Raw genomic sequence first — 23351 nt, 5'->3', positions numbered from 1 at the left:
CGTGATTGATGAAATTGAATTAGATGCGCAAGAGCGTATGGATAAAAGCATCAGTGCACTTAAAGGCCAGTTTAGCAAAATTCGTACAGGCCGTGCTCATCCAAGCTTATTAGATGGCATTATGGTACCTTACTACGGTACAGATACACCGCTAAAGCAAGTCGCTAACGTCATTGCGGAAGACAGCCGTACATTAGCACTGACGGTTTTTGATAAAAGTGCTATTCAAGCTGTTGAAAAAGCAATTATGCAGGCAGATTTGGGATTAAACCCAATGAGCGCTGGTGGTTCTATTCGAATTCCACTTCCTCCGCTTACCGAAGAGCGTCGTAAAGACCTTATTCGCGTAGTGCGCAATGAAGCAGAAAACGGTCGAGTTTCAATTCGAAACATCCGCCGAGATGCTAACAGCGACGTAAAAGAATTACTTAAAGAGAAAGAAATCAGCGAAGATGAAAGCCGCGCAGCGGAAGAAAATATTCAGTCTTTAACGAATGACTTCATTAAGAAAGTTGACGGCATGCTTGCTGTTAAAGAAAAAGAACTGATGGAAGTGTAACAAGTATTATGATTGGGAAGCGGTCAAACGCAGCCAAAACGACTGATACAGTAGGGCCAGCAACCGTTGCTGGCCCTAAACATGTTGCCATCATTATGGATGGCAATGGTCGTTGGGCGCAAAAGAAAGGGAAAATTCGTACCTTCGGGCACAAGGCAGGTGTTGAGTCTGTTCGAGCAGTGGTGCGCTTTGCTCGTCAAACTGGCATTGATTCTTTAACCTTGTTCGCTTTTTCAAGTGAAAACTGGAAGCGGCCTGAAGAAGAAGTCAGTGTATTGATGGAACTGTTCAATTTAGTATTAAACAGTGAAGCCAAACGACTCCATAAAAATGGCGTTCGCTTAAAAGTTATAGGCGATTTAAGTGCTTTTGATAGCAAGTTGGTTGGAAAAATCCGCAAAGCGGAAGAAATGACTTCTGGTAATAACGATCTTGTCCTCAATATCGCAGCCAATTACGGCGGCAGATGGGACATTGTTAATGCCGCTAGAGAAGTGGCTGAAAAAGTCAAGCAAGGTGAAATGTCGCTTCAAGACATCGATGAGGCAGTTTTTAATCAACATACCTCTACGGCAAGCCTTCCTGAACTCGATCTTCTTATACGCACAGGTGGTGAACACCGAATCAGCAACTTTTTATTATGGCAGTGTGCGTACGCCGAATTATATTTTACCGATGTGCTATGGCCAGACTTCAATGAAGATGTTTTTCAATTAGCCGTAGATGATTTTAATGTTCGCCAACGACGATTCGGTCTTACCGGTGAACAAATTGATACTGCCAGCAGCTAATTCTATGCAGGCAGGCATCAGGGCAGGCCTGAGCACAGGAGCCGAGAGCCAATTATGCTAAAACAAAGAATAATAACAGCGTTAATTCTCGCGCCTTTGGCGCTATTTTCCATACTGTTTCTGCCTATCTTCTGGTTTGAAATTGCGATTTCCGGTGTGGTTGCCATAGGGGCTTATGAATGGGCTAATATGTCCGGCATATGTGAGCGCCCTAAAAAAATACTCTTTATGGCAGCAGCATTCGCTATCTGCATCAGCTTATCTTTTATTGTCGATACCAGCGTTATTTGGTATCAAGGCCAGCTTCACGATTTATATCACGGTATTTTAGGTGTAGCGGTAGTGTGGTGGATAGTGTCTCTATTCATGGTTATAGCCTATCCTAAATACACTAAGTTTTGGCGTGAAAGCCGCAGTGTACGTACCGTGTTCGGCTTACTGACCTTAATTCCAACTTGGGTGGCGGTGATTGCCCTTCGTACCAGCTTGCACGATGTCGACCCCTTTTATGGCGCATCACTTATCTTCTACGTGTTAGGTATTGTGTGGGCAGCAGATATAGGCGCTTTCTTTGTTGGCGTTAAATTTGGTCGCCACAAGCTGCGTCCTAATGTTTCTCCGGGTAAAAGCTTAGAAGGTCTTTTAGGTGGCATTGCTGCTTCATTTGCCATTATCGCTTTTGCTGCATTGCACTATCAAGTTGAGCCTTCTCGTATTTGGTTGCACCTCATTATCGGCGGCGTTACCGTGGCGGTTTCAGCATTAGGTGATCTTAACGAAAGCATGCTAAAACGGTGCGCTGGCATTAAAGATAGTGGAAAAATCTTGCCTGGACACGGCGGGGTTTTAGACAGAATAGATAGCTTAACCGCTGCATTTCCAGTCTTTGCGTTCTGTTATGTAACATGGATGGCGTGATGCAAACCGTTACTGTTTTAGGGGCAACCGGCTCTATTGGTTGCAATACCCTCGATGTTATTAATCGCCACCCTGAAAAATACCGCACCTTTGCCATCACCGGCAATGGCCAGCTTGAATTGCTCATGCAGCAAGCGCAAAAGTGTTGTCCTCGATTCGTAGTAGTGGCTGATGAAGCTAAGTACAAAGAGGCTTGCAGGCTGGCGGCAGAATACAACATTACCGCTGAAATACTTTGCGGCGCTAAAGCATTAGAAGACGTGTCTTGTGCAGCCGAAATCGATACCGTGATGGCTGCCATAGTGGGGGCGGCAGGTTTGCTGCCTACATTAGCGGCGGTAAAAGCGGGCAAAAAGGTATTATTAGCAAATAAAGAAGCGCTAGTGATGTCTGGTGCATTATTTATTGATGCTGCAACACAAAGCGGCGCTGAAATTTTACCTATAGACAGTGAGCATAACGCTATCTTTCAATGTCTCCCTCAAGGTTATGAGTATGGCGAATTGGAGAAGGCGGGTATTAGCAAGATTTTGCTAACAGGCTCAGGGGGACCTTTCAGAGAGCGTGAATTGAGTTCCTTTAATGCTATTACGATTGATGAAGCGAGCAGCCACCCTAATTGGTCTATGGGGCGTAAAATCACGATAGATTCGGCCACTATGATGAACAAGGGGCTTGAGTTTATCGAGGCCTGTTGGTTATTTGGTGCTTCACCAGACGACATTCAAGTGGTGGTCCACCCACAAAGTTTTATTCATTCGATGGTGCAGTATGTAGACGGTTCGGTTATAGCGCAGCTGGGTAACCCAGATATGCGTACCCCCATTGCTTATGGTCTTGCCTACCCATCTCGCATTGATGCTGGTGTTAAGCCATTAGATTTTTCCGATATGGCTAATTTTAGTTTCGAAACGCCGTGTTTCACGCGCTATCCTAATTTAAAACTCGCCATTGATGCATGTAGAGAAGGGCAGGCAGCTACCACCCGTTTAAATGCTGCAAATGAAATAGCGGTTGCCTCTTTTCTAGAGGGGAAAATAGGGTTTACGGATATTGCAGTAGTCAATGAAGAAACCCTAAACAAAATGGAACCAGTAACCGTTTCATCTATCCAACAAATCCTTGAACAGGATACTGCCGCCCGCGCGGCAGCAGACCAAGTCATTAGAGGTAAGTTCACGTGTTAGGATTTTTATGGAGCTTAGGTGCATTTATTGTCGCGTTAGGTATTTTAGTCGCGGTACATGAGTGGGGACACTTCTACATAGCGCGGCGTTGCGGCGTGCAAGTAGAGCGTTTTTCTATTGGTTTTGGCAAGCCGCTTTGGCGTAGAACCAGTAAAACAGGCACTGAGTATGTGATTGCTATGATCCCGCTTGGTGGCTATGTACGCATGCTTGATGGGCGAATTGACGATGTACCCCCAGAATTAGAACACAAAGCGTTTAACCATAAGCCAGTATTGCAGCGCATGGCCATTATTTTTGCTGGGCCTGGCGTGAATTTTATTTTTGCTGTGTTTGCATTGTGGTTGATGTTTTTAATTGGCCTACAAACCGTAAAACCCGTTATTGGTAATATTGAGCCTGAAAGTATTGCTGCTCAAGCAGGTATTGAGAAAGGCGATGAAGTCATTAAAGTAGGCTCCCGTAGTACTCCAGACTGGGAGGCGGTGAACCTTGAAGTGGTGTCTTATATTGGTCAAGAATCAGCGCTAGTTACTGTATTGACCCAAGATAAAACAGAAAAAGAAGTAACATTTACACTTGAGGGTTGGAACTTTGACCCTGATAGCGAGTCTCCTTTAAGCAGTCTAGGAATAACCCCTTTTCGTCCTAATCCAACTTTGGAAGTGGGTTTTGTTGGAGAGGACAGTGCAGCACAAAAGGCTGGTTTGCAACCAGGTGATAAATTACTCGCTTTAAATGGTGATGAATTAACCACGTGGCAGGCATTAGTTGATGTGATTGTTGAAAGCCCTGGAGATTCGGTTGTATTGTCGATTGAAAGGGATGGACAACCCCAGCAACTGCGTGCAACGATAGCGCGCCGCGATACACCAGAAGGGCAAACTGGGTATTTAGGGGTCAGTCCAACGTTTGAAGCTTGGCCTGAAGGGTATGTGTTTACCCATCAATATGGCATAGTAGAGGCCGTTGGAAGAGCGCTAGATAAAACGTGGCGCTTAATGACACTCAGTGTTGAGATGATAGGCAAATTGGTTACCGGCGATGTTTCGGTGAAAAATTTAAGTGGGCCTATATCCATCGCTCAAGGAGCAGGAACCAGTGCCGGTTACGGCTTGGCTTACTTTTTGAGCTTTCTTGCCTTAATCAGTGTGAATTTAGGCATAATTAATTTACTACCCTTGCCCATGCTAGATGGTGGTCACCTGATGTTTTACATCGTGGAATGGCTTACCGGCAAGCCTGTACCTGATGCGGTACAGGAGTGGGGTTACAGAATCGGTGGCGTGCTTCTGTTTATGATAATGGGTATCGCTATTATGAACGATATTGCTCGCATAGCCTGATGAAAGTCAGGAAACATAAAACAGCTAACATAAAACGCGGCCAGGAAAAGAAAAATAGATGAAGTTAAAACAGTTAGTAGCAGCCGGAGCCATTTTTTCCAGTGCTAGCTTTGCCAATGCTGCGGCGCAGAATAGTGAATTCGTTGTAGAAGATATTCGAGTAGAAGGTCTACAACGGGTAGCACTAGGTGCAGCCTTAACCTATTTGCCAGTTCAGGTTGGTGATGAGCTAAATACCTTCCGGGTAACTCAGCTTATCCGTTCTCTGTACTCATCAACGCATTTCGAGAACGTCGAAATTCTGCGTGACGGCAACACATTGGTAGTACGCGTAGCCGAACGGCCCACAATAAGTAACATTATTTTTGAGGGCAACGATGATATTAAAGATGAGCAGCTCCAAGAAAGCTTAGATGGCAATGGCGTACGCTTAGGCGAGCCTTTAGATAAAACCGTTCTAACGTCAATTGAAAATGGCTTGAAAGATTTCTTTTACAGCATTGGTAAATATAACGCTGACGTAACAGCGATTATTACACCGCTTCCTCGAAATCGTGTCGATTTGAAATTACTTTTTGAAGAAGGTGATGCGGCTAAAATTCAACAAATCAACATCGTTGGTAACGAGATTTTTACTGATGCAGAGTTGATGGATCAGTTCGAGCTACAGTTCGATACACCATGGTGGGATTTCTTGTCAGAAACTCGCTATCAGCAACAAACGTTGCAAGGTGATATGGAATCACTACGTAACCACTATTTAGATCGTGGTTACCTCCGCTTTAATGTTGATTCTACACAAGTATCTATGACTCCTGAAAAGTCGGGCATTTACGTTGCAATGAACGTAAGTGAAGGCGAGCAATACACTATTTCAGAAGTGGAACTAGTGGGTGATGTGCTTGGACATGAAGAATATATTCAGCGTGTATTGCCACTTACGCCAGGTGAGCTTTATAACCAAGCTGAAGTGACTTATACAGAAGAGTTTATTAGTAAGTACCTTGGTCGATTTGGTTACGCTTATCCAACAGTGACCACAGTACCAAACATCAACGATGAAGATAAAACGGTTAAGCTGACACTGTCTGTTGACCCTGGTAAACGTATCTACGTTAAACGTATTAAATTCAACGGTAACGTGGTTACTGCTGATAACGTGTTACGTCAGAACGTAAGCCAAATGGAAGGTACATGGTTATCAAATAACTTACTTGAGTCATCCAAGAACCAATTATCTCGTTTGACGTATATGGAAGAGGTTGAGTTTGAAACCATTCGAATTCCAGGCCAAGACGATCAAGTAGACGTTAACTTCAACGTTAAAGAGCAACCTTCTGGCTCATTTAACGCAGGTATCGGTTACGGTGACCAAACCAAGTTAAGCCTTCAAGCGGGTATACAGCAAGATAACTTCTTGGGTACAGGTAAGCGTGTAGGCTTGAACTTAAGTACGGTTTCTTATCAACGTTCAGCACAAATCACGTATAACGACCCGTATTTTACTATTGATGGCATAAGCTTAGGGGGTTCATTAGGGTATAGTGAATTTGATGGCTCAGACTTTAACGTTATCCAGTACAACTCTAAGCAGTGGTCTGTAGGTGCAAATGTCGGTTATCCGATAAATGAATTTAACCGAATCAACTTCGGGCTAACGTACAGCAACGTAGAGCTTTATAACCGTGGTTATTATGAGCAAACGGAACAGTTTTATAATCAGTTCCTTGACGGAGATGATCCTGATGCGCCCATTAAATACCATAGCTATCTTGCCAGCGTAAGTTGGAGTCGTAGTACATTAAACCGTGGTTTATTCCCTACGGCTGGCTCGTCACAGCGTGCCTCATTTAGTATCACTACACCTAATTCAGATGTAAACTACTTCAAAACCTTGTTTGATGGGAAGTGGTATTTCCCACTGTCTAGAAATCAGCGTTGGTCAGTACTTGCAAGAATTAGAATGGGTTACGGTAACGGCTATGGCGATGTAGACGGTAACGAGCAAATATTGCCATTTACCGAAAACTTCACCGCAGGTGGTTCGGATTCACTTCGTGGATTTGAAAACAACACCGTAGGTCCGCGTGGTATCATTCGCTCGCCAAGTGGCTCTTTAACAGGCCCTGATGGCGAAGTGTACCCAACCGACCCTATTGATGATGTAATTACATTATCAAGCCGCAGCCTTGGTGGTAACGCCATGGCACTAGGTGGTCTTGAGTTAATTGTTCCCACACCTTTTGTGGAAGCAGATATGGATAACTCGGTACGAACCAGTCTATTTGTGGATGTGGGCAACGTGTGGGATACTGAGTTCGATTACGACCAATATAAAGACTTTAGTCAATCTAGTACTCAGTATGGTTCATTGGTAGACTATTCTGATTGGTCACTGTATCGTAGTTCTGCTGGTATTTCGGTACAATGGATTTCACCAATGGGACCGATGGTATTTAGCTTCTCAAGAGCTATTCAAGAACGTGAGGGTGATGATGCTAAATTCTTCACCTTTAATATCGGTCAGACATTCTAAAATATTAAACGGGGCCATTGGCACCCAGATAAAAAGATGGATAAAAGGAGTTCCTTTTGAAACAGTTGGTTAAACATATTGTTGCAGGTGCAATGCTTGGTAGCGCACTAGTTAGTACTTCAGTAATGGCAGAGCAAAAAATTGCTGTTGTTGATGTTCAGGGCATTTTTCAAGCTATGCCTCAGGCTGCTGAAATCCAAAACGCCATTCAGGTGGAGTTTAAAGACCGCATCGAAGAAGTTAATCAACTTCAACGTGATGGTCAGTTCTTCGCAGAACGTCTTCAACGCGACGCAGCAACAATGAGCGCTCAAGAAAAGAAAGAGCTTGAGCAAAAAATGTTGGCTGTACGTGAAGAGTTAGCAGAAAAAGCACAACCGCTTAAGCAAAACATTCAGCGTCGTAGCAACGAAGAACAAAACAAATTATTCAGCCTTATCAAGCAAGCAATTGATTCAGTTGCCGCTAAACAAGGTTATGACATTGTACTTAACGCAACGGCAACGCCTTTCGTAAAAGAACAATACGACATGTCAGAGCAAGTATTAGAACAGGTTAGCAAAGTAAACTAAGGCAGTAATGCTTACAGTTTGTCGCTAATTTCATCAGACCAACGCCCGAAAGGGGTTGGTCTGATTTGTTTTTTGCGCCTAACAGCGTATGGTTGCCGCCGTTTTAGTAATTTACGGCGAGTTTGTGACCATGAAACAGTTTTTAGGTCATGCTTGCACTATAGGAGATAGTTTTTGACCACTTCACTCAATACCATAGAAATCCAGGAAATTCTGTCGTTACTTCCTCACAGATACCCGTTCCTGTTGGTTGATCGAGTAACAGACTACGTTCTGGGTGAATCAATTAAAGCGTATAAAAATATCACTTTTAACGAGCCTTGCTTTACCGGGCACTTCCCAGGCCGCCCTATATTTCCAGGCGTGCTGATTCTAGAAGCCATGGCACAAGCCGCGGGCGTTCTTGGTTTTAAGACCATGGGCCAAAATGATAAATTGTATTTATATGCAGGAATTGACAACGCTCGATTTAAGCGTCCTGTTGTACCTGGAGACAAACTAGAGTTTGATGTTGCCTTGGTAAAAGAAAGACGGGGCATCTGGAAGTTTAAAGGCGTTGCAACTGTTGATGGCGAAAATGTATGTGTTGCAGAGTTTATGTGTGCAATGAGAGAGATGACCTAACGTGATCCATCCTACTGCGGTAATTTCAGATAAAGCATCTATTGGCGAAAACGTCACTATTGGTCCATTTTGCGTGATTGATGATGATGTGACGATTGGCGATGGCTGTGTATTGAAGTCCCATGTGGTCGTTCGCGGCACCACCCGCATTGGCAAGAATAATACTTTCTATCAATTTTCATCTATTGGTGAAGATTGCCAAGACAAAAAATATGCTGGTGAACCCACAAATTTAATTATTGGTGATGACAACGAGTTCCGTGAAGGCGTGACTGTGCATCGTGGCACCATTCAAGATAACAGCGAAACTATTATTGGTTCACGATGCTTGTTTATGGTTAATTCACACATTGCCCATGATTGTGTGTTAGGTAATGATATTATTTTAGCCAATAACGTTGCCGTTGCCGGGCATGTTCATATTGATGATTTCGTTATTGTGGGCGGTGCGGTTGGTATTCACCAATTTTGTAAAGTGGGTGCACATGCGTTCTTAGGCGCTGGCGGTATTATTCTTCGCGATACACCTCCTTTTGTGATGGTCAGCGGTACAAAAAATATTCCTCAGGGCATCAACTCTGAAGGTTTACGTCGTCGCGGTTTCGATAAAGATGAAATAATGGCGATTAAACGTGCCTATAAAGTTATTTACCGTGAAGGTAACACGGTGGCCGAAGCGGTAGAGGTTCTTTCTTCGCAAGAAGCAGGTTCTAGCGGTGTTGCACTTATGACTGCGTTTTTAAAGAACGCAGAGCGCGGTATCATTAGATAACATGAGCCCGCTATCATGAGTAAACCTTTGCGTATCGCCATGGTGGCAGGCGAGCCATCAGGCGATGTACTCGCCGCTGGTATGGTTGGCGAATTAAAACGCTTATACCCTGATGCAATTATTGAGGGGATAGGCGGGCCTAATATGCAGGCTCAAGGTTTTCATAGCTTATTTGATATGGAAACCTTATCTGTAATGGGCTTAGTGGAAGTACTGTCCCATTTACCCGCTATTTTAAAAGTCAAAAAAGCGCTGCTCGCCCATTTCTCTAATAACCCGCCTGATATTTTTGTTGGCATAGATGCTCCTGATTTTAACCTTCGGGTAGAAAAAGAACTTAAAGCGAAGGGTATTAAAACCATTCATTACGTTAGCCCAACTATTTGGGCGTGGCGTGAAAAGCGGGTACATAAAATTGCCAAGGCGGCAGGGCGAGTGCTGGGTTTGTTTCCTTTCGAGCAGCAAGTTTATGATAAGTACGATGTACCTTATACCTTTGTTGGTCACACTATGGCAGATAGCATAGCGTTAACACCTGACCAACAAGCGTCTCGCAAAATGCTCAATCTACCTATCGATAAAGCGGTTTTGGCGGTACTACCAGGTTCTCGCCGTGGTGAAGTTGATACGCTTCTGCCTATTTTTATTAAGACGATGGAAAAAATTGCCGCGCAGAGACCGGATATTGAATTTGTGATCCCCGCTGCCAATATGCATCGTCTAGAACAAATTAATAGCATGTTGAAAGAGGCTAAAAACGTAACTGAAAGGCTGCCTATTCACGTTACTGAGGGGACGTCTCGCGATGCCATGATTGCCAGTGATGTCATATTGCTCGCATCTGGCACGGCTACATTAGAAGCTATGCTGTGTAAACGCCCCATGGTAGTGGCGTATAAATTGTCGCCAATAACCTATAAAATTATGCAGCGTTTGTATAAAGCGCCTTTTTTCGCCTTACCTAATTTATTGGCTAATGAAGCGTTAGTACCAGAACTGCTTCAAGACGACGTCAACCCAGACACATTAAGCCAGCAAGCCCTAACTTATTTCGACAGTGACAACACTGACTTAATTTCCCGTTTCACCGACCTCCACCATACGCTAAAATGCAATGCTGATAAAACAGCAGCACAAGCTGTAGTGGAGGAATTGTTTGCATAAGTTAATAGCCGGCGTAGATGAAGTTGGAAGAGGCCCACTTGTTGGGGATGTGGTAACCGCCGCCGTTATACTCGACCCTGCCAACCCCATAGTAGGGTTAACCGACTCTAAAAAGCTCAGCGAAAAAAAACGTATTGCGTTAGCCGCTGAAATAAAAGCGAAAGCGCTTTATTGGCATATAGGGCGCGCCACACCAGAAGAAATCGACACCCTCAATATTCTCCATGCTACCATGTTAGCCATGAAGCGTGCTGTGGAAGGTTTAGCGGTAACGCCAGACTTTGTTCGGGTTGATGGTAATCGATTACCTGATTGGCCTTATGCTGCAGAAGCTGTGGTTAAGGGCGATAGTCTATACGCTGAAATTTCTGCCGCTTCCATCATTGCCAAAGTAGAACGTGACAACGATATGCTGGCATTGGATGAATTACATCCAGAATATGGTTTTGCTGGCCATAAAGGTTATCCTACAAAAGCGCATTTTGAAGCACTCGCCACCCACGGCGTGATTGATGGTTATCGCAAAAGCTTTAAACCAGTTAAGGCACTACTACAAGAGATTCAATAATTATGTCCTCGCCTTTTATTCATTTACGCGTACACAGCGATTACTCCATGATGGATGGGCTTAATAAGGTTAAGCCCATACTTGGCAAAGTATCCGAGTACAACATGCCTGCTGTGGCGATTACCGACCAAATGAATATGTGTGGTTTGGTAAAGTTTTATTCTGGCGCACATGGGCTTGGCATTAAACCTATTATTGGTACCGATTTCTGGGTGACCAATGAAGCCTTCGGCGATGAGCCGTTCCGTCTTACCTTGCTTGCGATGAATAACGAGGGCTATAAGAACATTACGGTTCTTATTTCTAAGGCCTACTTGCGAGGTCACGTTGCGCATAGAGCGGTAATCGATCAAGACTGGCTTATTGAACATGCAGAAGGCGTAATCATACTCTCTGGTGCTCAACTGGGGGATGTTGGTGTTGCACTGACTAAAAATAACACCAGCTTGTTGGCAGAATCATTGGCCTTCTATAAAACCCATTTCCCAGACCGTTTTTATCTTGAGCTAATTCGTACTGGTCGCCCTGGTGAAGAAGATTACTTACATCGCGCGGTAGAATGTGCCGAGCGAGAAGGCTTGCCTGTAGTGGCAACCAATGAAGTGTGCTTCATTAATAAAGAAGGTTTTGACGCGCATGAAATACGAGTATGTATTCATGATGGCTACACCTTAGATGATACTCGCCGACCTAAACGTTACAGCGACCAGCAATATCTTCGTACCAGCGAAGAAATGGTGGAGCTGTTCAGTGATATTCCTGAGGCCATAGAAAATACGGTTGAAATCGCTAAGCGATGCAACGTTACAGTACGATTAGACGAATACTTTTTGCCCCAGTTTCCTACTGGTGGCATGACCACTGAAGATTTCTTAGTCAAAGTGTCGGAAGAAGGGCTTGAGCGCAGGTTAGCGTTTCTGTTTCCTGATGAACAAGTACGGGCAGAAAAACGCCCCGAGTACGACGACAGGCTCCGTATCGAGTTAGAAGTAATCAACCAAATGGGTTTCCCTGGCTACTTCCTTATCGTAATGGAGTTCATTCAGTGGAGTAAGGACAACAATATTCCAGTAGGCCCAGGTCGTGGTTCTGGTGCGGGCTCTCTAGTGGCTTACGCATTAGATATTACCGACCTCGACCCGCTTGAATTCGACTTGCTATTCGAACGATTCCTTAACCCAGAACGGGTATCAATGCCGGATTTCGATGTTGATTTCTGTATGGATAGACGAGATGAAGTTATCGACCACGTTGCCGAGCTTTATGGTCGTCAGGCGGTATCGCAGATTATTACCTTTGGTACCATGGCGGCAAAAGCCGTGGTGCGCGATGTGGGCCGAGTACTAGGTCACCCTTACGGTTTTGTGGACCGTATTTCAAAGCTTATTCCACCAGACCCTGGTATGACCCTTGAAAAAGCGTTTGCTGCCGAGCCTCGTTTGCCCGAAGTGTACGACCAAGACGAGGAGGTTAAAGATCTCATCGATATGGCGCGCATTTTAGAAGGCGTAACGCGAAATGCAGGTAAACACGCTGGTGGTGTAGTTATTGCGCCAACCACTATTACCGATTTTGCGCCGCTATACTGCGACGATGAAGGTAATAACCCTGTTACTCAGTTCGATAAAAACGATGTTGAAACCGCAGGGCTAGTCAAGTTCGACTTCCTTGGATTACGTACGCTAACCATTATCCAGTGGGCCATTGATATGGTGAAGGAAGGGAAGGGTATTGACATTGATATTACCTCTATTCCTTTGGCGGATGCAAAAAGCTTTCGTACCCTGCTAAATGCGGAAACTACCGCGGTGTTCCAGTTGGAATCCCGAGGTATGAAAGAGCTAATAAAACGTCTTAAGCCAGATAGTTTTGAAGATATTATCGCATTGGTAGCCCTATTTAGACCGGGTCCTTTGCAGTCGGGCATGGTAGATAACTTTATCGACCGTAAGCATGGCCGTGAAGCTATTTCTTATCCCGATGCTGAATACCAACACGAATGTTTGCAAGAAATTCTGGAGCCTACCTACGGCATTATCTTGTATCAAGAACAAGTTATGCAAATAGCGCAGGAAATGGCGGGCTATTCCCTAGGTGGCGCCGATTTATTACGTCGAGCTATGGGTAAGAAAAAGCCTGAGGAAATGGCAAAGCAACGTGGCGCGTTCGCAGAAGGGTCGAAGAACAACAACATCGATCCAGACTTGGCGATGAAAATTTTCGACTTGGTAGAAAAATTCGCAGGTTATGGTTTCAACAAATCTCACTCTGCTGCGTATGCTTTGGTGTCTTATCAAACCTTATGGTTAAAAGCCCATTATCCTGCAGAATTCATGGCGGCGGTAATGTCGGCCGATATGGATAACACCGATAAAATCGTTACCTTGGTTGATGAATGCAGTCGAATGGGTCTTGAATTATTACCCCCTGACTTAAATGCGGGTAAGCATAAGTTCACCGTGGATGAGAAAGGTAGAATAGTTTACGGCATTGGTGCCATCAAAGGGGTAGGTGAAGGCCCGATTGAAGCCATTATAGAAGCCAGAGAGAACCAAGGTGCGTTTAAAGATCTATTCGATTTTTGCGCAAAGATTGATATTAAGCGTGTTAATAAACGGGTGCTAGAAAAACTAGTACTTGCTGGCGCGCTAGACAATTTAGGCCCTCACCGAGCTGCGCTCATGGCCTCTTTGCCTGATGCTATTGCGGCCGCGGGGCAACATGCTAAAGCAGAATCGTTTGGGCAGTCGGATATGTTCGGGTTGCTCACTACTGAGCCTGATGAAGTAGAGCAAGCTTTTGCCGATGTGCCGTTGTGGCCAGAAAAAGTATGGTTGGAAGGTGAAAAAGATACCTTAGGTTTATACCTTACAGGGCACCCTATTAATCAATACGTAGAAGAAATTAGACATTACACCGATGGAAGGTTGGTTGACTTAAAACCCACAGGCAAGGAGCAAATGGCTAATGCCGTTGGCCTAGTGCTTGGGGTTAGGGTAATGACCAATAAGCGGGGAAGACGCTGGGCTATTGTTACACTTGATGATAAAAGCGCGCGAATAGACGCTCGTTTTTTCCCTGATACCTTCGAACAGTATGAATCTATGCTAGAAACTGACAAAATATTGCTTATAAAGGGACAGGTCAGCTTTGATGATTTCTCTGGGGGCAATACAATCACCGCCCGTGATGTAATGGACATTGTTCAGGCACGGGAGAAAAACGCGAGAGCATTAGCGTTAAATGTTGAAACCCAGTTGCTTGAACCGAAAAAGATTAATCAAATGCAATCTATCTTGCAGGCCTTTAAAGGCGGAAGTTGCCCGGTGCATTTATTAGTAACGCATCCTGATGCAGAAGCACTGATTACGTGCGGTGCACGGTGGTTTGTTACACCAGAGGATCAACTTTTGCACGATCTCAAACAATGTTTGGGAGAAAAAGCCGTTTCAATCCTCTACCATTAATGGGTAGAGTTCGATAGATTGACTATCTCGCGTTGGCATTGACAAGCGCAGTACGAATAGGACATACAATGAGTATACAGTTTTTGGACTTTGAACAGCCGATAGCCGAATTAGAAGCAAAAATTGAAGAGCTTAGGTTAGTAAATCAAGGCGGTGAATTCGATGTTGGTATTGAAGAAGATATTAACAAGCTGCGTGGTAAAAGCGCAGAGCTAACAAAAAAGATTTTTTCTGACTTAGGTGCGTGGCAAGTATCACAACTTGCTCGCCACCCTATGCGCCCTTATACGCTAGATTACATTCCGCGTATTTTTACCGACTTTGACGAGTTGGCAGGTGATAGAGCTTTCGCTGATGACAAAGCCATTCTTGGTGGCCCAGCTATGTTAGATGGGCAACCTGTAATGGTAATTGGGCATCAAAAAGGGCGTGACACCAATGAAAAAATTAAGCGTAACTTTGGTATGCCTAAACCTGAAGGTTATCGTAAAGCACTCCGTTTGATGAAAATGGCAGAGCGTTTCAATTTACCAATTATTACTTTCATCGATACCCCCGGGGCTTACCCAGGTGTGGGCGCTGAAGAGCGCGGTCAAAGTGAGGCTATCGCGAAAAATCTGTTTGAAATGGCAGAACTTACGGTGCCCATCATTTGTACCGTTATTGGTGAAGGTGGTTCTGGTGGTGCTTTAGCGATAGGTGTGGGTGATCGTGTGAATATGCTTCAGTATTCCACGTACTCGGTTATTTCGCCGGAAGGTTGTGCGTCAATTTTGTGGAAAAGTGCAGAAAAAGCACCATTAGCCGCAGAAGCAATGGGCGTAAGTGCAGGCCAGATTAAAGAGCTTGGCTTAATTAATAGTATTGTTGAAGAGCCGTTAGGCGGCGCTCACCGAGACCATACTAGTATGGCTGCGAACTTAAAAGCCGTGCTTAAACAGCAATTAAGTCAACTTAAGAGCTTAGATACCGCCGACTTGATGGAAGAGCGTTATCAACGCCTTATGTCTTTCGGCTACTGCTAGTTAAACGAAGCGAGTAGAATGAGCCTAGCAAGTGAGTGAGATTGTAAATCACATCTGCGAGTCTATCACCGCAGCACTTGCTGATACTTCATTTAGAGCGCCACCTCTTCTCGTTGTTGCTTACAGCGGAGGGGTGGACTCCTCTTTATTACTTCACGCCTTGCATGTCTTTCGCAAGCAAACTTCTACACCAGTGCATGCCGTTCATATACATCATGGGTTGAGCAATAATGCCGATACGTGGTTACGCCACTGCCAATCTGAATGCGACAAATTATCGATTCCGCTTACGCATTACCACGTTGCCGTTGATAATGGCGCTCGTAAGAGTCTTGAAGCTGAAGCCAGAGATGCACGCTATAAAGTGCTTCATGAGTTTTGCCATACCCACAATGGGGTACTCTTATTAGGACAACACGCTGAAGATCAACTAGAAACTGTACTGTTGCAGTTAAAGCGCGGTGCGGGGCCACAAGGGTTGTCAGGCATGGGAGCGCAACAATGGCGAAATGGGGTACTTACCCTTCGTCCCATGTTAGCACTTCAGAAAAGCGATATTGTTGATGCCGCGAATCGCCTTGATTTGCAGTGGGTCAATGATGAGTCAAATGCCGATGATCGCTACGATCGTAATTTCCTCCGCAATCAGATTATCCCTGCGTTATCTGAGCGATGGCCTCAATTATCCAATACTGCACTAAGAAGTGCCCAGCTATGTGCAGAGCAAACGGCCTTAGTAACAGAGCAGGCTGAAATATATCTTAGTCAGTGCTTAGTGACAGATACTCAGTTAAAAGGCGCAGAGCTGCTTACCTTATCTAAAAACTGGCAACGAGCCGTATTGCGCCAATGGTTTTCAAAACAATCAGCGTTGCTTCCCTCTCAAGCGCAACTAATGCAAATAGAAAATATGCTAATGGCGAAACAAGATGCTGCGCCAGAAGTGTCGTTTTCTTGGGGCAAGCTCGCCAGGTTCAATAATGACCTATACTGGCTATCAAAGCGCAACACTCAAGTACCGCAAGCCATGGACATAACAGATAGTGTCGACACCGAACTGTATTGGTTGAGAGAACCACTAACATTAAGGGTGGTCCATAACGCATTGGGCGCAGTAATGATTAAAACTGGCGTGAAGGGGCTTCGCGTAAAACCCAAAAGTGCACAGGTATCGAAGTTACTTAAAGATTGGTTTAAGCAATGGAAAGTCCCTACGTGGGAGAGAGCCGAAGTGCCTCTACTCTTTTTAGATGATGAGGTGGTTGCGTTGGTCGTAAATCAGAAAGTTGTTACTTTGAACACCATGCCATCGACAATAACCGTTGAACTAGTGAATATAGACTAAAGTCTATATTCGTGAGTAATAAGGTGGCAGAGTCGGCAAATATTTGCCAGTGGGCAAAGATGTGAATTTATTAAATAACCACCGTGCCAAAACACGCTTATTTGCTTAGATATATTTGTTATAGCTAATATATGTTAAAACGCATGCAGCCTCTGCCGCAATAAACACTCAATTAGCTACCAATATTCCGATGAGGTACTTGCCGTAGTTTTTTGCAGGGTGCTAACACTAACATCGCCCCGCTATGAACATCGCCCTCGCTATGACTGCTACTATCGTTTTCATCGAACGCGCAATAAGCGTCATTAACGGGGTATACGACCCCCGTGGCTTAAGCGGCTAAGTAGTTATTTTTACCAGATTGCTTCACTTTGTATAACGCAGCATCGGCGCGGTCAAAAAGCTTACCGGTATCGTCACCCTCACGGTAAATAGCGCCACCTAAACTGCACGATACATTCATGCGTCTTAAGTAACTTGATTGGTTGATACTAAGCTGAATACGCGATGCGGCACATTCTAACTGAAATTGTGTTTGGCAATCTAAAAGGCAGCAGAACTCGTCGCCACCAAATCGAAATGCTTCATCTTCATCTCTTAGTACTTGTTGTAACTGAGACGCTACATGGACTAAAACGTTATCACCTTCTCGGTGACCGTGGCTGTCATTAACCGATTTGAAATTATCTAAGTCTATGACAAGCAATGAAAAGCCTTCCTCGTGACGCTGAGCCCATCCTAACTGACGTATTAGTGCCTGATCGAAGCCTGAGCGATTCCCCAAGCCAGTTAGCACGTCTTTAGTCGTCATCTGGTGTAGGCGTAAAAAAGATTGTGCTTGAGCGACTTGTTTAGCAAATAGTTCATGAAGTTGCTCTAGTGCATTACGTTCAGAAAGGGAAAGCGGTACTGCGAAATAATAATGCGCAGTTGCGGGTTTACCTTCCTGAGAGGTAACACCTGGCAATGGTATCGCCACAAGTGTTGACGATAGTTTGGCATTTCCGTATACCCAACGGGTGTCTAAATCCGATAAGCTTAAACCGGTCAATGAGAAAAAACCATTCAATTGGCGAAAGTAAATTTCACCAAGCTTTTCCAATTCCAACGTAGACAAAATCTCGCTGATGAAGGAGGTTATTTCACTGGCAGATAACGCCTGACCCGTGCTAGCAGGAGGATAAAAATTGTCATGTTGTGTGCTATCGTAGATAGTAGTAGAGAAATCCACGGAAATGCCCCTTTAGCAATACGGAAAAATATACATAAGTGGAAAGTGTCAAAATTTGCCGCTTATGCTAATTTGTTAGTAGGTATTAGCAAGCTTAATGCCAATTCCTGCAATATTGCTTTGCGATATAGGCTATTAAAAATGTAGGGTCGCTAGGGCTGCTGTAATACTTTGATGTTCAGTCGTATTTTAATTTAGATGTGCGTAAGTTTTAACCAGCGCGGAACATTAAAGCCTCAAATTAACGGTAGGGAGATGTGAAGTGAGTGCCGGTTTTTTGAACGTGATCGCGTTAATGTTTATTGCCGTTTGTAGTGTGGCTATTTTTAAGCGCATCCATTTACCGCCAATTTTAGCGTATTTATTTGCAGGTATATTAGCGGGCCCACAGCTCTTTGCGCTTTTCGCTCACCCTCAAGAAATGCATTTGCTGGCTGAAACCGGCATCGTTTTTTTGCTCTTCTCACTAGGGCTGGAATTTTCCCTACCAAAGCTAGTGGCCATGCGCTCATTAGTATTTGGCGTTGGGGGTGGTCAAATGCTGCTGACCACCGCTGTATTTACCAGCATTCCTTATTTATTCGGGTTACCTATCAAAGCTTCCATTATTATTGGTGGAGCGCTGGCACTAAGCTCTACCGCTATAGTCATCAAACAAGCAACTGAAATGGGTATTCTCAATAACAGAAGAACCCAGCTGGCTGTTAGTATTCTGCTATTTCAAGACCTTGCCGTTGTTCCATTCCTTATTGCTATTCCCTTGCTTGCTCAAAGCGGCGAGGTGAGCATTGCGTTTGCCTTAGGTGAAGCCTTGTTAAAAGGTATATTTGTCATCGCGTTTTTAATGTCGGTAGGCAAGTGGGTGTTGCCTTGGGTCTTTAGAGAAATAGCCAAAACCCGCACCGATGAGCTCTTTGTTCTTACCACAATTTTAATCGCGCTATTGGCTGGCGGCCTAACCTATTACTTTGGGTTATCGATGGCGCTAGGGGCTTTCCTTGCGGGAATGATGCTAGGGGAGAGCCAATACAAATACCAACTTGAAGCCGATATTCGCCCCTTTCGCGATATTTTAATGGGATTGTTTTTCGTTACCGTTGGCATGCAGCTCGATATAAATGTGCTGTGGAGTAACTTCTTTACCATTGTTCTTGGCGTTGTTGGGCTGATGATTATCAAAATTCTTATGGTAAGAATGGCCGCTGCGTTTGTGAAAACTAATCCTCTGGATGCATGGTCGGCGGGTATTAAGTTATGTCAAATTGGCGAGTTTAGTTTCGTTATTGCTGCATTGGCGACCACTTATGGTGTGCTTACCACTGGGCAATCTTCTCTCATTGTGAGCATGGGGGTATTGAGCATGGCGCTAACGCCTTGGTTAATGAACAACAGTTTGGTATTTGCAAAGCGTATTGTGGCCAATAAGAGTGAAGACAATGCGCACAATACGTTAATAGTGGATAACGATTTAACCAACCATGTTGTGATTTGTGGCTTTGGCAGGGTGGGGCAATCGGTAGCTCGCATGCTGAAGATGGAAGGCATTGCATTTATAGCGATTGATATGGACCCAGTTCGTGTGCATGAAAGTAGGAACGCTGGTGAGCCAGTGCTGTTTGGCGATGCCAGTAAAAAAGACATTCTTAGTAGCGCCAATGTTGAAAAAGCAAAGCTTATCTTAGTCACCTTTGACCAACCTGATAAAGCAAAACAAGTTATTAGTGGCACCCATCAAATAGATAACACCGCAGATGTTATGGTGCGAACTAAGCGAGACTATCAGTTAGATGGTTTATATTCTGCGGGGGCAAATCAAGTCGTACCCGAGTTGCAAGAAGGTAGTTTGATGCTTATTTCTCAAGTACTGCATTACGCCGGTGTGCCCATGTCTCGAATCTTAAAGCGTGTTCGCGCGGAACGAAAAGGACGCTACGATCACTTGCATGGATTCTACCCAGGGGAAACGACTGAAATTAGCTACGGCACTGAGGATAAACTCGAATTCATACACGCTGTGGTGCTTTCAGAACATGCTGCATGCATGGGAAGCAAAATTAAAGATATCGACTTTGCCAAAATGCGGGTTCGTGTACGGGGATTAAGAAGAAATGGCACCGAGGTAAAAGATCCCGACCATGAAGCTGTGTTGCAACCCCATGATGTGCTGGTTATTGCCGGCAAACCTCGGCGCGTAGAACGCGCTGAGAGAAAACTACTGGAAGGCAGCTAGCCGACAACAGAATGCTTTAGACCGTTCTGATAAAAATTCGAAGTACGAACACGCTTTCAAAAAGGCACTTAGGAAAAGCGTTTTACAAAAAGCCTATGCAACTTTGTCTTTTTCCAAGTCGGCAAACTGTTTTTTCAGGTCGTATTTTTCATCGGTTACAATTTTTTCAAGCACAGAAACCCGTTCTTTGAGTGATGCGATTTCGGCTTCATAAGCTTTCGATGCCTTGTCAGATACTTTATTCGACTTTTTTGTTTTTACTGAGTCTGTGATGCTCACAATAGCCCAAGCGATAATAGCAACAATAGCAATGGCGGTCATATTCATGGAACTTTCCCTTCAGTTTGTTTTGAATTGTTCTGCACTCAGTGTAGGTGAAAAATTGTATTCTTTCCTACAAGCCAAGCTTACAAAGCGACTACGCTAAACCCACTTTTTTCGTTACTATAGCGCTTATAAATACGCTTTTTGGGAAAAAAGTGTAAATAAATACGTAACTGTACATTAAAGCTTTTGAGCTACTTCATATAGAATAAGCCGATGGACAAGTTTGTATTTACGTTATCACTCTGTAATTCGCAAGTATGTCTATAACAAAGATAGCAAGATGGCTGCCATTGTTATAAATTAACTATAAATCAATTGTTTATAGTAATTTCTATTAATTGGATTATGTTGGTGAAAATCTAATTCACAAAAAATTAGTTAAATTAACGAATGAATGACGAAATTAACAACTCTAAACGCATGGTAAAGCATACAAAGTGGATGCAGCACGCCCTTAGCCTAGCGGATAAAGCAGAAGCAATGGGAGAGGTGCCGGTAGGGGCTTGTGTTGTACACAATGGTGAATTAATTGGTGAAGGGTGGAATACGCCTATCACAGATAGCGATCCTTCCGCTCACGCAGAAATGAATGCGGTAAGAATGGCGGCAAAGCACTTACAAAACTACCGTACTACCGATGCCACGCTTTATGTCACTTTAGAGCCATGTTCAATGTGCGCAGGAATGTTGGTTCACGCCAGAATTAAGCGAGTGGTATATGGTGCCAGCGATGCTAAGACTGGGGCGGCAGGGTCAGTGATGAATATTTTGAACCATCCATCACTCAATCATCAGGTAGATGTCATATCAGGGGTGTTGGCCGACGACTGTGCTGATAAGATTTCAGCATTTTTTAAACGTCGTCGAGCGCAGATAAAACTAGATAAAAAAGCCAAACAAGCGGCGCTTAAGAATTGCGGGTCAACTGAGTAAACATCTCACTGGTGACAAACAGTTTGCGGCGTTGTAGTACTTTTTGATGCATTCTTTTTAGCATCACTCTACGTCTATTATTATTTTTCAATTTTATTCCTTTCCTAAATAATTTGTTTCTTTTCATTTTGCCCTCCTTGTTAATACAAATTGGGAAATTGAATAAGGCATGATTTCATTTCATCATTTCATCATTTCATCATTTCTGCACTTATGCCTTAGCTAGCCGAAAAGGCTAGGTACATTCGATATTACTTATCTTAGATGACATCATAATGACAAAATTCAATATGGCGCCAGCTAAATTCTTCCTTGTTCATCTAGCCAAAGAAGACTGTCGTAATATCGGCGAATATTGTCTACATACTGAAGCGCTTCATCGCCCCGAGCGTACCCATAACGTGTTGTTCTGTAGTACTTCTTTTGCCTTAGCTGTGGAAGCCGTTGTTTTACATCTACCCACAAATCTGGATTGCCGCCCTGACGCTCTGTAAGAATTCGGGCATCTTCTAAATGACCTAGGCCAAGGTTATACGCCGCCATTGCCATCCAAGTTCTATCCGGGTCGCCAATTCTTGCAGGAATTCGTCCTAATAAGCTGGCGAAGTAGCGAGAGCCACCGCGAATACTTTGTTCTGCGTCGGTACGATCTTCAACATCCCAGTCATTAGCCGTGTCCATGGTCAGCATCATTAAACCGCGAACGCCAGTACGAGAGATTGCATCAGGATCCCAGTGGCTTTCTTGATAACTCATTGCGGCTAATAGGCGCCAATCCAAATCACCTGCATATTGCTGAAACATACTTTTGTAATCTTTTAACAGCGACTCGGCGGATTGATTAAATGCACGGCTGTCTACGTAGTCAAATTGCCTAATGTGACCAAAATACTTTTCTTCTAATACGGTAAACCACCCTGATTGATGCACGGTACCAAAATATTCAATAATGGCGGCTTTAATAGAATCATCTAATTCAGGGTTTAGCGCCCATGCCATTGGCATTTCTTCTCGTACGGTTAGGCCTACGGCCAAATTAGGGTGTCGTCTTCGTTGCAGCGCAAGACGGTTACTATCTGCAAGGGTATAGGCAATTTCACCTGTAGCCACTTTTTGTAGCAGTTCCTCGGCATCAGAATCTTCTGTAGTGACTAACAGGGATTCACTAGCGCCGTTTAATACTGCAAGTAGCTGCGCTTGACTGCTTCCCGACACTGCTACAACAGGGTCGACAAGGCTATCAAGTTCTCGAGGTCGTGTGGTGCCCGCGCGGTATACCAAGTGTTGCGCAACAGTTTGATATGCAGGACCATAGGTGAAGCGCATCAGTAAGGCATCGGTAACCGCGTCACCTGTGGCCACAATATCTAGGTTGCCTTCAGCAAGTTGCTCTAGCATCGCGTCGTAACTGTAGAAAGGATATAAGTCGAGCGTTACCCCGACATAATCTGAAAAGCCGGCAAGTAATTCATATTCAAAACCTTGCGGACCTTCGGCGCCATTATAATAAGTCGCCGCGCCATAAAGCGTGCCTACCTTTATTGAACCGCGCTCAATTAATGACAACAGAGCGTTCGGAACGGTAGGAGAGCCACAACTTGAAGCGAAAAAGCATAATGCGATAAAAAAAGTTGTTTTTAATCGCTTTTTGTATTGTTGTAACGGCATAAACCTTTTCTTATTGTTGTAAATTGGGTTTTGAGAAAAAAAACTGCAACATAGCCTATGTTGAAGGTTACCAATAGAACATAAATCC

At 44.2% G+C, this 23351-nt stretch carries 19 protein-coding genes; 16 read left to right on the top strand and 3 right to left on the bottom strand.

What is annotated here, in order from left to right; translation table 11 throughout:
- Window position 1 precedes the first annotated feature (1 nt).
- From frr to tilS, 14 genes are all read left to right on the top strand, one after another.
- Window positions 2-559: a ribosome recycling factor gene (frr, locus tag AAC006_RS02915; protein WP_013785186.1), complete on the top strand. Its 558-nt coding sequence runs from the start codon at window positions 2-4 to the stop codon at window positions 557-559.
- An 8-nt stretch (window positions 560-567) separates the two neighbouring features.
- Window positions 568-1350 (top strand): polyprenyl diphosphate synthase, encoded by a 783-nt coding sequence (uppS, locus tag AAC006_RS02910; RefSeq protein ID WP_082604957.1) that lies wholly within the window; start codon window positions 568-570, stop codon window positions 1348-1350.
- 54 nt (window positions 1351-1404) lie between these two features.
- Complete coding sequence (locus AAC006_RS02905; RefSeq protein ID WP_126872030.1) at window positions 1405-2268, top strand: phosphatidate cytidylyltransferase; 864 nt, start codon at window positions 1405-1407, stop codon at window positions 2266-2268.
- Complete coding sequence (gene ispC / locus AAC006_RS02900) at window positions 2268-3455, top strand: 1-deoxy-D-xylulose-5-phosphate reductoisomerase (RefSeq protein WP_126872029.1); 1188 nt, start codon at window positions 2268-2270, stop codon at window positions 3453-3455. The genes AAC006_RS02905 and ispC overlap by 1 nt, the downstream gene beginning before the upstream one ends.
- The gene (gene rseP, locus AAC006_RS02895; RefSeq protein ID WP_126872028.1) at window positions 3449-4801 is read left to right on the top strand and encodes a sigma E protease regulator RseP; all 1353 of its coding nucleotides are present in this window, start codon (window positions 3449-3451) and stop codon (window positions 4799-4801) included. Before ispC ends, rseP begins: the two co-directional genes overlap by 7 nt.
- Window positions 4802-4859: 58 nt before the next feature.
- The gene (bamA, locus tag AAC006_RS02890; RefSeq protein WP_126872027.1) at window positions 4860-7337 is read left to right on the top strand and encodes an outer membrane protein assembly factor BamA; all 2478 of its coding nucleotides are present in this window, start codon (window positions 4860-4862) and stop codon (window positions 7335-7337) included.
- Between the two features lie 56 nt (window positions 7338-7393).
- Window positions 7394-7909, top strand: a complete 516-nt coding sequence (locus AAC006_RS02885) for an OmpH family outer membrane protein (RefSeq protein ID WP_013785180.1) — start codon at window positions 7394-7396, stop codon at window positions 7907-7909.
- Between the two features lie 174 nt (window positions 7910-8083).
- On the top strand, window positions 8084-8533 hold the full coding sequence (fabZ, locus tag AAC006_RS02880) for a 3-hydroxyacyl-ACP dehydratase FabZ (RefSeq protein ID WP_013785179.1): 450 nt from the start codon (window positions 8084-8086) through the stop codon (window positions 8531-8533).
- Between the two features lies 1 nt (window position 8534).
- Window positions 8535-9305, top strand: coding sequence for an acyl-ACP--UDP-N-acetylglucosamine O-acyltransferase (gene lpxA, locus AAC006_RS02875; protein WP_126872026.1), 771 nt, complete (start codon window positions 8535-8537; stop codon window positions 9303-9305).
- Between the two features lie 15 nt (window positions 9306-9320).
- Window positions 9321-10469: a lipid-A-disaccharide synthase gene (gene lpxB, locus AAC006_RS02870; protein WP_013785177.1), complete on the top strand. Its 1149-nt coding sequence runs from the start codon at window positions 9321-9323 to the stop codon at window positions 10467-10469.
- Complete coding sequence (gene rnhB / locus AAC006_RS02865; RefSeq protein ID WP_013785176.1) at window positions 10462-11037, top strand: ribonuclease HII; 576 nt, start codon at window positions 10462-10464, stop codon at window positions 11035-11037. Before lpxB ends, rnhB begins: the two co-directional genes overlap by 8 nt.
- 2 nt (window positions 11038-11039) lie before the next feature.
- Window positions 11040-14504, top strand: coding sequence for a DNA polymerase III subunit alpha (gene dnaE / locus AAC006_RS02860; RefSeq protein ID WP_126872025.1), 3465 nt, complete (start codon window positions 11040-11042; stop codon window positions 14502-14504).
- Window positions 14505-14572: 68 nt separating this feature from the next.
- Entirely contained in the window at window positions 14573-15529 is a 957-nt protein-coding gene (gene accA / locus AAC006_RS02855) for an acetyl-CoA carboxylase carboxyl transferase subunit alpha (protein ID WP_013785174.1), read from the top strand.
- Between the two features lie 31 nt (window positions 15530-15560).
- Window positions 15561-16874, top strand: coding sequence for a tRNA lysidine(34) synthetase TilS (gene tilS, locus AAC006_RS02850; protein ID WP_126872024.1), 1314 nt, complete (start codon window positions 15561-15563; stop codon window positions 16872-16874).
- 331 nt (window positions 16875-17205) lie between these two features.
- Here tilS and AAC006_RS02845 read toward each other — a convergent pair whose 3' ends face one another.
- Window positions 17206-18105: a GGDEF domain-containing protein gene (locus AAC006_RS02845; protein ID WP_013785172.1), complete on the bottom strand. Its 900-nt coding sequence runs from the start codon at window positions 18103-18105 to the stop codon at window positions 17206-17208.
- 262 nt (window positions 18106-18367) lie between these two features.
- On the opposite strand from AAC006_RS02845, the gene AAC006_RS02840 reads away from it, so the two are divergent.
- Window positions 18368-20335 carry a cation:proton antiporter gene (locus AAC006_RS02840; protein ID WP_013785171.1) on the top strand — a complete coding sequence of 656 codons (1968 nt, stop codon included), beginning with the start codon at window positions 18368-18370 and terminating at the stop codon, window positions 20333-20335.
- 93 nt (window positions 20336-20428) lie between these two features.
- Here the strand turns inward: AAC006_RS02840 and AAC006_RS02835 are convergent, their stop codons facing one another.
- Entirely contained in the window at window positions 20429-20656 is a 228-nt protein-coding gene (locus AAC006_RS02835) for a hypothetical protein (protein WP_126872083.1), read from the bottom strand.
- Between the two features lie 396 nt (window positions 20657-21052).
- Between AAC006_RS02835 and tadA the strand changes: the two genes are divergently transcribed.
- Window positions 21053-21595 carry a tRNA adenosine(34) deaminase TadA gene (tadA, locus tag AAC006_RS02830; protein WP_126872023.1) on the top strand — a complete coding sequence of 181 codons (543 nt, stop codon included), beginning with the start codon at window positions 21053-21055 and terminating at the stop codon, window positions 21593-21595.
- A gap of 300 nt (window positions 21596-21895) precedes the next feature.
- Here the strand turns inward: tadA and mltF are convergent, their stop codons facing one another.
- On the bottom strand, window positions 21896-23263 hold the full coding sequence (mltF, locus tag AAC006_RS02825; RefSeq protein WP_013785168.1) for a membrane-bound lytic murein transglycosylase MltF: 1368 nt from the start codon (window positions 23261-23263) through the stop codon (window positions 21896-21898).
- Window positions 23264-23351 lie beyond the last annotated feature (88 nt).

It is taken from the genome of uncultured Alteromonas sp., assembly GCF_963976965.1.
Lineage (GTDB): Bacteria > Pseudomonadota > Gammaproteobacteria > Enterobacterales > Alteromonadaceae > Alteromonas > Alteromonas naphthalenivorans.
Note: the sequence above shows the minus strand (reverse complement) of the source record. Positions and strands in the feature narration are given on the sequence as shown.

Excerpts from the sequence above, each read along its gene's own strand:
- AAC006_RS02905 (WP_126872030.1), top strand. The coding sequence starts at position 1,405 with ATGCTAAAACAAAGAATAATAACAGCGTTAATTCTCGCGCCTTTGGCG.
- lpxB (WP_013785177.1), top strand. The coding sequence starts at position 9,321 with ATGAGTAAACCTTTGCGTATCGCCATGGTGGCAGGCGAGCCATCAGGC.
- ispC (WP_126872029.1), top strand. The coding sequence starts at position 2,268 with ATGCAAACCGTTACTGTTTTAGGGGCAACCGGCTCTATTGGTTGCAAT.
- dnaE (WP_126872025.1), top strand. The coding sequence starts at position 11,040 with ATGTCCTCGCCTTTTATTCATTTACGCGTACACAGCGATTACTCCATG.
- mltF (WP_013785168.1), bottom strand. The coding sequence starts at position 23,263 with ATGCCGTTACAACAATACAAAAAGCGATTAAAAACAACTTTTTTTATC.
- accA (WP_013785174.1), top strand. The coding sequence starts at position 14,573 with ATGAGTATACAGTTTTTGGACTTTGAACAGCCGATAGCCGAATTAGAA.
- bamA (WP_126872027.1), top strand. The coding sequence starts at position 4,860 with ATGAAGTTAAAACAGTTAGTAGCAGCCGGAGCCATTTTTTCCAGTGCT.
- uppS (WP_082604957.1), top strand. The coding sequence starts at position 568 with ATGATTGGGAAGCGGTCAAACGCAGCCAAAACGACTGATACAGTAGGG.
- AAC006_RS02835 (WP_126872083.1), bottom strand. The coding sequence starts at position 20,656 with ATGACCGCCATTGCTATTGTTGCTATTATCGCTTGGGCTATTGTGAGC.
- tadA (WP_126872023.1), top strand. The coding sequence starts at position 21,053 with ATGAATGACGAAATTAACAACTCTAAACGCATGGTAAAGCATACAAAG.